The organism is Leifsonia sp. KNZ12-8B (genome assembly GCF_056755495.1).
The window spans coordinates 1-7513 of the sequence record NZ_JBPGXM010000161.1; the positions used below are offsets into that span (position 1 = coordinate 1).

General features: G+C 67.4%; 13 protein-coding genes. All 13 read left to right on the forward strand.

Translation table 11 applies throughout. The features are described 5' to 3' along the window. Nucleotides 1–163 precede the first annotated feature (163 nt). The 13 genes from rpsH (at nucleotide 164) to rpsK (ending at nucleotide 7439) form a co-directional block, all read left to right on the forward strand. On the forward strand, nucleotides 164–562 hold the full coding sequence (gene rpsH, locus ACR9ZG_RS17005; protein WP_481286031.1) for a 30S ribosomal protein S8: 399 nt from the start codon (nucleotides 164–166) through the stop codon (nucleotides 560–562). A 6-nt stretch (nucleotides 563–568) separates the two neighbouring features. After that, nucleotides 569–1105, forward strand: coding sequence for a 50S ribosomal protein L6 (gene rplF / locus ACR9ZG_RS17010; RefSeq protein ID WP_481286032.1), 537 nt, complete (start codon nucleotides 569–571; stop codon nucleotides 1103–1105). A 2-nt stretch (nucleotides 1106–1107) separates the two neighbouring features. After that, nucleotides 1108–1479: a 50S ribosomal protein L18 gene (gene rplR, locus ACR9ZG_RS17015; protein ID WP_481286033.1), complete on the forward strand. Its 372-nt coding sequence runs from the start codon at nucleotides 1108–1110 to the stop codon at nucleotides 1477–1479. Beyond that, nucleotides 1476–2180 (forward strand): 30S ribosomal protein S5, encoded by a 705-nt coding sequence (gene rpsE / locus ACR9ZG_RS17020; RefSeq protein ID WP_481286034.1) that lies wholly within the window; start codon nucleotides 1476–1478, stop codon nucleotides 2178–2180. Before rplR ends, rpsE begins: the two co-directional genes overlap by 4 nt. Then, the gene (gene rpmD, locus ACR9ZG_RS17025) at nucleotides 2180–2365 is read left to right on the forward strand and encodes a 50S ribosomal protein L30 (RefSeq protein WP_271175700.1); all 186 of its coding nucleotides are present in this window, start codon (nucleotides 2180–2182) and stop codon (nucleotides 2363–2365) included. The genes rpsE and rpmD overlap by 1 nt, the downstream gene beginning before the upstream one ends. After that, a complete protein-coding gene (gene rplO / locus ACR9ZG_RS17030; RefSeq protein WP_481286035.1) occupies nucleotides 2365–3057 on the forward strand; it encodes a 50S ribosomal protein L15 in 693 nt (230 codons plus the stop codon). Before rpmD ends, rplO begins: the two co-directional genes overlap by 1 nt. 78 nt (nucleotides 3058–3135) lie before the next feature. Beyond that, nucleotides 3136–4458: a preprotein translocase subunit SecY gene (gene secY / locus ACR9ZG_RS17035; RefSeq protein ID WP_481286036.1), complete on the forward strand. Its 1323-nt coding sequence runs from the start codon at nucleotides 3136–3138 to the stop codon at nucleotides 4456–4458. Beyond that, nucleotides 4455–5063, forward strand: coding sequence for an adenylate kinase (locus ACR9ZG_RS17040; RefSeq protein WP_481286037.1), 609 nt, complete (start codon nucleotides 4455–4457; stop codon nucleotides 5061–5063). Before secY ends, ACR9ZG_RS17040 begins: the two co-directional genes overlap by 4 nt. 16 nt (nucleotides 5064–5079) lie before the next feature. Beyond that, the gene (map, locus tag ACR9ZG_RS17045; protein WP_481286038.1) at nucleotides 5080–5925 is read left to right on the forward strand and encodes a type I methionyl aminopeptidase; all 846 of its coding nucleotides are present in this window, start codon (nucleotides 5080–5082) and stop codon (nucleotides 5923–5925) included. A gap of 163 nt (nucleotides 5926–6088) precedes the next feature. Further along, on the forward strand, nucleotides 6089–6310 hold the full coding sequence (gene infA, locus ACR9ZG_RS17050) for a translation initiation factor IF-1 (protein WP_011186713.1): 222 nt from the start codon (nucleotides 6089–6091) through the stop codon (nucleotides 6308–6310). 79 nt (nucleotides 6311–6389) lie between these two features. Further along, nucleotides 6390–6503, forward strand: coding sequence for a 50S ribosomal protein L36 (rpmJ, locus tag ACR9ZG_RS17055; protein ID WP_018191946.1), 114 nt, complete (start codon nucleotides 6390–6392; stop codon nucleotides 6501–6503). A 135-nt stretch (nucleotides 6504–6638) separates the two neighbouring features. Further along, the gene (rpsM, locus tag ACR9ZG_RS17060; RefSeq protein ID WP_481286039.1) at nucleotides 6639–7013 is read left to right on the forward strand and encodes a 30S ribosomal protein S13; all 375 of its coding nucleotides are present in this window, start codon (nucleotides 6639–6641) and stop codon (nucleotides 7011–7013) included. Between the two features lie 27 nt (nucleotides 7014–7040). Further along, the gene (rpsK, locus tag ACR9ZG_RS17065) at nucleotides 7041–7439 is read left to right on the forward strand and encodes a 30S ribosomal protein S11 (RefSeq protein ID WP_055821293.1); all 399 of its coding nucleotides are present in this window, start codon (nucleotides 7041–7043) and stop codon (nucleotides 7437–7439) included. The last annotated feature ends 74 nt before the right edge of the window (nucleotides 7440–7513 follow it).

The following is a 7513-nucleotide window of genomic DNA, read 5'->3' on the forward strand; positions in this document are numbered from 1 at the left end:
GGGGGGGGCGGGCGTCACCCCCCGGCGGGCCCCCCCCCCGCGCCCCCCCGCCGCCCCCACGCCCCCCCCCCCGGGGGCGGGCGCGCCCGGCCCCCCCGCCTCCACCACAGGTCGTCAGTCGTGGACCGGCTGAACGAAACCTGGTGAACGAAGGAAAACCGCAATGACAATGACAGATCCGGTCGCAGACATGCTGACCAGACTGCGCAACGCGAACTCGGCGCACCACGACACCGTGTCGATGCCGCACTCGAAGCTGAAGGCGCACATCGCCGAGATCCTCACCAACGAGGGCTACATCTCCGGCTGGGATGTCGCCGACGCCCGGGTCGGGAAGACGCTCACGCTGAACCTCAAGTTCGGCCCGAACCGCGAGCGTTCCATCGCCGGCATCAAGCGCGTCTCGAAGCCCGGTCTTCGCGTCTACGCGAAGTCGACCGAGCTCCCCAAGGTGCTCGGCGGGCTCGGCGTCGCCATCCTGTCCACCTCCTCCGGTCTGCTCACGGACCGCGAGGCTGAGAAGAAGGGCGTGGGTGGGGAAGTCCTCGCCTACGTGTGGTAACCCGACATGTCGCGTATTGGAAGACTTCCCATCGACGTCCCCGCGGGCGTGGATGTGACCATCGACGGCCAGGCCGTCACCGTGAAGGGCCCGAAGGGTGAGCTCAGCCTCACCGTCGCCAACCCGATCGAGGTCAAGCTGGAGGACGGCCAGGTCCTGGTGACCCGTCCGGACGACGAGCGCGAGTCGCGTTCGCTGCACGGCCTGACCCGCACGCTGATCAACAACAACATCATCGGCGTCACCCAGGGCTACTCGAAGGGCCTGGAGATCGTCGGCACCGGTTACCGCGTCGCCCAGAAGGGTTCCGCGGTCGAGTTCGCGCTCGGCTTCTCGCACCCGGTCACCGTCGAGCCGCCGGCCGGCATCACGTTCACGGTCGAGGGCAACAACAAGCTCACCGTGACCGGCATCGACAAGCAGGCTGTGGGCGAGGTCGCCGCGAACATCCGCAAGATCCGCAAGCCCGAGCCGTACAAGGGCAAGGGCGTGCGCTACGCCGGCGAGGTCGTCCGTCGCAAGGCCGGAAAGGCTGGTAAGTAATCATGGCTCTGGGTACCAGAGGAAAGAGCAAGGCGGCCGCTCGCGACCGCCGTCACACCCGCCTTCGCAAGAAGCTCGCGGGCACCGCGTCCCGTCCGCGCCTGGTCGTCACCCGTTCGGCCCGTCACGTCTTCGTGCAGGTCGTGGACGACGCGCAGGGGCACACCCTCGCATCGGCGTCGACCATGGAGGCGGACCTCCGCTCGTTCGACGGCGACAAGACCGCAAAGGCCCGCCGCGTCGGTGAGCTGGTGGCCGAGCGCGCGAAGAGCGCCGGCATCGAAGCGGTCGTCTTCGACCGTGGTGGCAGCAAGTACGCGGGTCGCGTCGCCGCTGTCGCCGAAGGAGCTCGAGAGGGTGGACTGAACCTGTGAGCGACAACAACAAGGAGCAGACCGTGGCCGATCAGGCAGTGGCCGAGCAGCCGGTGGAGACCGCTGCGTCGACCGACAACACGCAGCGCGAGCGCGAGCCGCGCCGTGGCGGCCGTGAGCGCAACCCCAACCGCGACCGTGGCAGCCGCGACCAGGACAAGAGCCAGTTCCTGGAGCGCGTCGTGACCATCAACCGCGTCTCGAAGGTCGTCAAGGGCGGCCGTCGCTTCAGCTTCACCGCTCTCGTGGTCGTCGGTGACGGCAACGGTCTGGTGGGCGTCGGCTACGGCAAGGCCCGCGAGGTCCCGCTGGCCATCTCGAAGGGCGTCGAGGAGGCGAAGAAGAACTTCTTCCGCGTCCCCCGCGTCGGCAACACCATCCCGCACCCGGTGCAGGGTGAGGCGGCCGCCGGTGTCGTCCTCCTCCGTCCGGCCGCCGCCGGTACCGGTGTCATCGCCGGTGGCCCGGTGCGCGCCGTCCTGGAGTGCGCCGGCATCCACGACGTCCTGAGCAAGTCGCTCGGCTCGTCGAACACGATCAACATCGTCCACGCGACGGTGGAGGCGCTGCAGCAGCTCGAGGAGCCCCGCGCCGTCGCCGCCCGCCGTGGCCTGGACTACGACCGTGTCGCGCCCGAGAAGCTGCTGCAGCTCGAGGCCCGTGCGGCTGAGGCCGCCGCTACCGCGAAGGCAGGTGCCTGATGGCTGCGCGTCTGAAGATCACGCAGATCAAGTCGAAAGTGAGCGAGAAGCAGTACCAGCGCGACACGCTGCGCAGTCTGGGACTGAAGCGCATCGGTGACGTCGTCGTCCGCGAGGACAACTCGCAGAACCGCGGGTACGTCAACACCGTCGCTCACCTGGTGAAGGTTGAGGAGATCGACTAATGGCTGACGACAAGCCGACCACTGAGGCTGCCGAGAAGCCGGCGGCCGAGAAGAAGACCCCGGCGAAGAAGGCCGCGACCACCAAGGCCGCTGCTGAGAAGCCGGCGACCGACAAGGCGACCGCCGAGAAGAAGGCTCCGGCCAAGAAGGCGACCACCAAGGCCGCCGACAAGGCCGCTGCCGGCAGCACGGACGAGACCGTCGCCGCTCCGGCGAAGAAGGCCTCGGCCAAGAAGGACGTCGCGGAGCCCCGCGAGCAGGTCCTCAAGGTCCACCACCTCCGCCCGGCCGCCGGTGCCAAGAAGGACAAGACCCGCGTCGGACGCGGTGAGGGTTCGAAGGGCAAGACCGCCGGCCGCGGTACCAAGGGAACCAAGGCGCGCTACTCGGTGCGCCCGGGCTTCCAGGGTGGCCAGCTGCCGTTCCACATGCGGACTCCGAAGCTCCGCGGCTTCAAGAACCCGTTCCGGGTCGAGTACCAGGTCGTGAACCTGGAGAAGCTCGCTGAGCTGTACCCGGCCGGCGGCGACGTGACCGTCGCCGACCTGGTCGCCAAGGGTGCAGTGCGCAAGAACGAGAAGGTGAAGGTTCTCGGCAACGGTGACATTGCGGTTAAGCTGAACGTTGCGGTCGACAAGGTCTCCGGCTCTGCCGAGCAGAAGATCGTCGCCGCCGGCGGCTCCGTCAAGTAGCCGCCCTCAGGCGGTCCAGTCGGGTGGCCGGGCTTTCCGGCCACCCGACTGAACTCTCATAGGAAAGCAGGACGCACTTTGTTCAGCGCCGTCGCGCGGATCTTCCGCACCCCGGACCTTCGCCGCAAGATCGGCTTCACCCTGGGCATCATCGCCCTCTTCCGGCTCGGGTCGTTCATCCCGGCGCCGTTCGTCGACTTCGGCAACGTTCAGACCTGCCTGAACGCCAACCAGGACACCTCCGGCCTCTACTCGCTGGTCAACCTCTTCTCAGGTGGTGCCCTCCTCAAACTCTCGATCTTCGCGCTCGGCATCATGCCGTACATCACCGCGTCGATCATCGTGCAGCTGCTGCGCGTGGTCATCCCGCGCTTCGAGACCCTCTACAAGGAGGGCCAGGCCGGCCAGGCCAAGCTCACGCAGTACACGCGCTACCTCACGATCGCCCTGGGCGTCCTCCAGTCGACGACCCTCATCACCGTGGCCCGCTCCGGCGCCCTCTTCGGTACGACGGCGGTCTCGCAGTGCACGCAGCTCATCACGGACGACTCGTGGTACGCGATCATGCTGATGGTCGTCACGATGACCGCCGGCACCGGCCTCATCATGTGGATGGGCGAGCTGGTGACCGAGCGCGGCATCGGCAACGGCATGTCGCTCCTGATCTTCACCTCGATCGCGGCGCAGTTCCCGTCCTCGCTGTGGGCGGTCGGCCAGTCGCAGGGCATCGAGATCCTGTTGGTCGTGATCGCGATCGGACTCCTGATCGTCGCCGGGGTGGTGTTCGTCGAGCAATCGCAGCGGCGCATCCCCGTGCAGTACGCAAAACGGATGGTCGGACGCCGCACCTATGGCGGCAACAACACGTACATCCCGATCAAGGTGAACATGGCGGGCGTCGTCCCGGTGATCTTCGCCTCGTCGCTGCTGTATCTGCCGGCGCTGATCGCACAGTTCAACCAGCCGGCCGCCGGCAAGGCGCCCGCGCCCTGGGTGACGTGGATCACGAACTATCTGACCAAGGGCGACCACCCGCTCTACATGCTGCTCTACTTCCTCCTGATCGTGGGCTTCACGTACTTCTACGTGGCGATCACCTTCAACCCCGAGGAGGTGGCCGACAACATGAAGAAGTACGGCGGCTTCATCCCCGGCATCCGCGCCGGCCGCCCGACCGCCGAGTACCTGGACTATGTGCTGACGCGCGTGACGCTGCCCGGCTCGTTCTACCTCGGCATCATCGCGCTCATCCCGCTGGTCGCGTTCGCGCTGATCGGCGCCAGTCAGAACTTCATGTTCGGCGGCACGTCCATCCTGATCATCGTCGGTGTGGGACTCGAGACGGTCAAGCAGATCGACTCGCAACTCCAGCAGCGACACTACGAAGGGCTCTTGCGTTGACCCGTTTGCTGATCGTCGGACCTCCCGGAGCGGGCAAGGGCACTCAGGCCTCCCGCATCACCTCCGTGTACGGGATCCCCGACATCTCGACGGGCGACATCTTCCGCGCGAACATCAAGAACGAGACGCCGCTCGGTGTGCAGGTCAAGGCCATCGTCGACGCAGGCGACTACGTTCCGGACAGCCTCACCAACCAGCTGGTCGCCGACCGGCTGGACGAGGACGACGCGAAGGACGGCTTCCTGCTCGACGGGTACCCGCGCACGCTCGCGCAGGTGGACTACCTCGACGAGCTGCTCGGCTCGAAGGGGCAGAAGCTCGACGCGGTGATCCAGCTCGTCGCCGATCAGGACGAGCTCGTCGCCCGGCTGACGAAGCGGGCGCAAGAGCAGGGCCGCGCCGACGACTCCGAGGAGGCGATCCGCCACCGCCAGGAGGTGTACCTCCGCGAGACGTCGCCCCTGATCGAGGTGTTCCGGAAGCGCGGCCTCCTCGTGGAGGTCGACGGTCTCGGCGAGATCGACGAGGTCGGCGAGCGCATCCGTGGCGCTCTCGCGGAGCGCGGCATCGCGCCGCGGGCCGCCGCCGGCGAGTCCGTCGCGTAGTGACGGTCCTCCGCTGATGGCGTTCGGGCGCTCGATCTACAAGACGCCCGCCCAGCTGCGCGCGATGGTCGCGCCGGGGCGGGCCACCGCCGCCTCCCTCGATGCGGTCGCGTCCGCGATCGCCGCCGGAGTCTCCACGCTCGAACTCGACGCGCTCGCCGAGCGGGCGATCGAGGCGGCGGGAGGCTCCTCCAACTTCCAGCTCGAGCCGGGCTACCACCACACGGTCTGCGCGTCCGTGAACGACGAGGTCGTGCACGGCATCCCCGGTGCCCGCATCCTCCAGCCCGGCGACATCGTGTCGATCGACTCGGGCGCCATCGTGCGCGGAGCCGACGGCCAGGGCTGGAACGGTGACGCCGCCCGCACCTTCGTGCTGCCGGACCCGGCCCGGCCGGAGGTCGTGGCCGAGCGTCAGCGGCTGAACGACGTCACCGAGCAGTCGCTGTGGCGGGGCATCGCCCGGCTGGCGACCGCGCGCCACCTCAACGAGGTGGGGGAGGCGATCGAGGACTACATCATGTCGCAGGGCGACTACGGCATCCTCACCGACTACATCGGCCACGGCATCGGCCGGAAGATGCACGAGGAGCCGCCCGTCTTCAACTACCGCGTGCGTGCACGCGGGCCCGAGGTGAAGCCGGGACTCGTGGTCGCGATCGAGCCGATGGTCGTGCTCGGCGACCAGGAGACGTACGTCAAGGACGACGGCTGGACCGTCGCGACGGAGGACGGCTCGGCGGCCGCGCACTGGGAGCACAGCGTCGCCGTGCACAAGGACGGCATCTGGGTGCTCACCGCCGAGGACGGCGGCGCGGCCGGGCTCGCACCCTTCGGCATCACGCCCGCTCCGCTCGCGTGAAACAGGGCTGTTCGCTCAGGGCGGCGGCACATGATACACGCGGATTGGCGAAATGGTGCTGCTTCGCATAAGATAGACCCTTGGTGTCTTAGGCACGTTCTACGCGTGCCTTCGCCACAGTACGCACGACCAGCAAACCCCAACGACTAGCGACAGTGAGGCTATGGCCAAAAAAGACGGTGTCATCGAGATCGAAGGATCGGTGATCGAGGCGCTCCCCAACGCGATGTTCCGCGTGGAGCTGACCAACGGTCACAAGGTTCTTGCCCACATCTCCGGCAAGATGCGCCAGCACTACATCCGCATCCTCCCCGAGGACCGCGTGATCGTGGAGCTGAGCCCCTACGATCTGACCCGCGGCCGGATCGTCTACCGCTACAAGTAAAGGTCTGCTGTAAGTAACGGCCTCGCCACCGGGTAGCCCCTGGCGAGGTACGAGGACAGCGAACAAAGGTAATCAACTCATGAAGGTCAACCCCTCCGTCAAGCGCATCTGCGACAAGTGCAAGGTCATCCGTCGCAACGGCCGCGTGATGGTCATCTGCGAGAACCCGCGCCACAAGCAGCGCCAGGGCTGATCGCTCCGACCACAACTGAACACACATGGTGATCCCAGAACCCGCGTCCGCTCCGGTGGACGCGGGGGACACCCCCGGAGGAGGCCGGGGCACCGGGACCGCTGAAGACCTCCACTCACACAGGAGAAGCCACACATGGCACGTCTAGCAGGCGTCGACATCCCGCGCGAGAAGCGCGTCGAGGTCGCACTCACCTACATCTACGGCGTCGGGCGCACCCGCGCGCTGCAGACTCTCGCCGAGACCGGGATCTCGGGCGACATCCGCGTCAAGGATCTGACCGACGAGCAGCTCGTCGCCCTGCGCGACTACATCGAGGGGAACTTCAAGGTGGAGGGCGACCTCCGCCGCGAGGTCGCCGCCGACATCCGCCGCAAGGTCGAGATCGGCAGCTACGAGGGAATCCGCCACCGCAAGGGCCTTCCGGTCCGCGGCCAGCGCACCAAGACGAACGCACGTACCCGCAAGGGTCCGAAGCGGACCGTCGCCGGTAAGAAGAAGGCTCGCTAGGCCGGGTAAAGGACTGAAGGAGTAGAAATGGCAGCACCCAAGTCGGCCGTTCGCAAGCCGCGCAAGAAGGAAAAGAAGAACATCGCTGTGGGCCAGGCCCACATCAAGAGCACGTTCAACAACACGATCGTCTCGATCACCGACACCACCGGTGCGGTCATCAGCTGGGCGTCGTCGGGTGGCGTCGGCTTCAAGGGTTCGCGCAAGTCGACCCCGTTCGCCGCGCAGCTCGCCGCCGAGTCGGCCGCCCGTCAGGCGCAGGAGCACGGGATGAAGAAGGTCGACGTCTTCGTCAAGGGCCCGGGCTCGGGTCGCGAGACCGCGATCCGTTCGCTCCAGGCCGCCGGCCTCGAGGTCGGTTCGATCAACGACGTCACCCCGCAGGCGCACAACGGTTGCCGCCCGCCCAAGCGTCGTCGCGTCTAGTTCTCTTCTGTCCGCCGCAGGCGGCGGCCCGCTCCGGGCCGCCCCCGGCCGCCCTGACGCACACCCCCGGACAA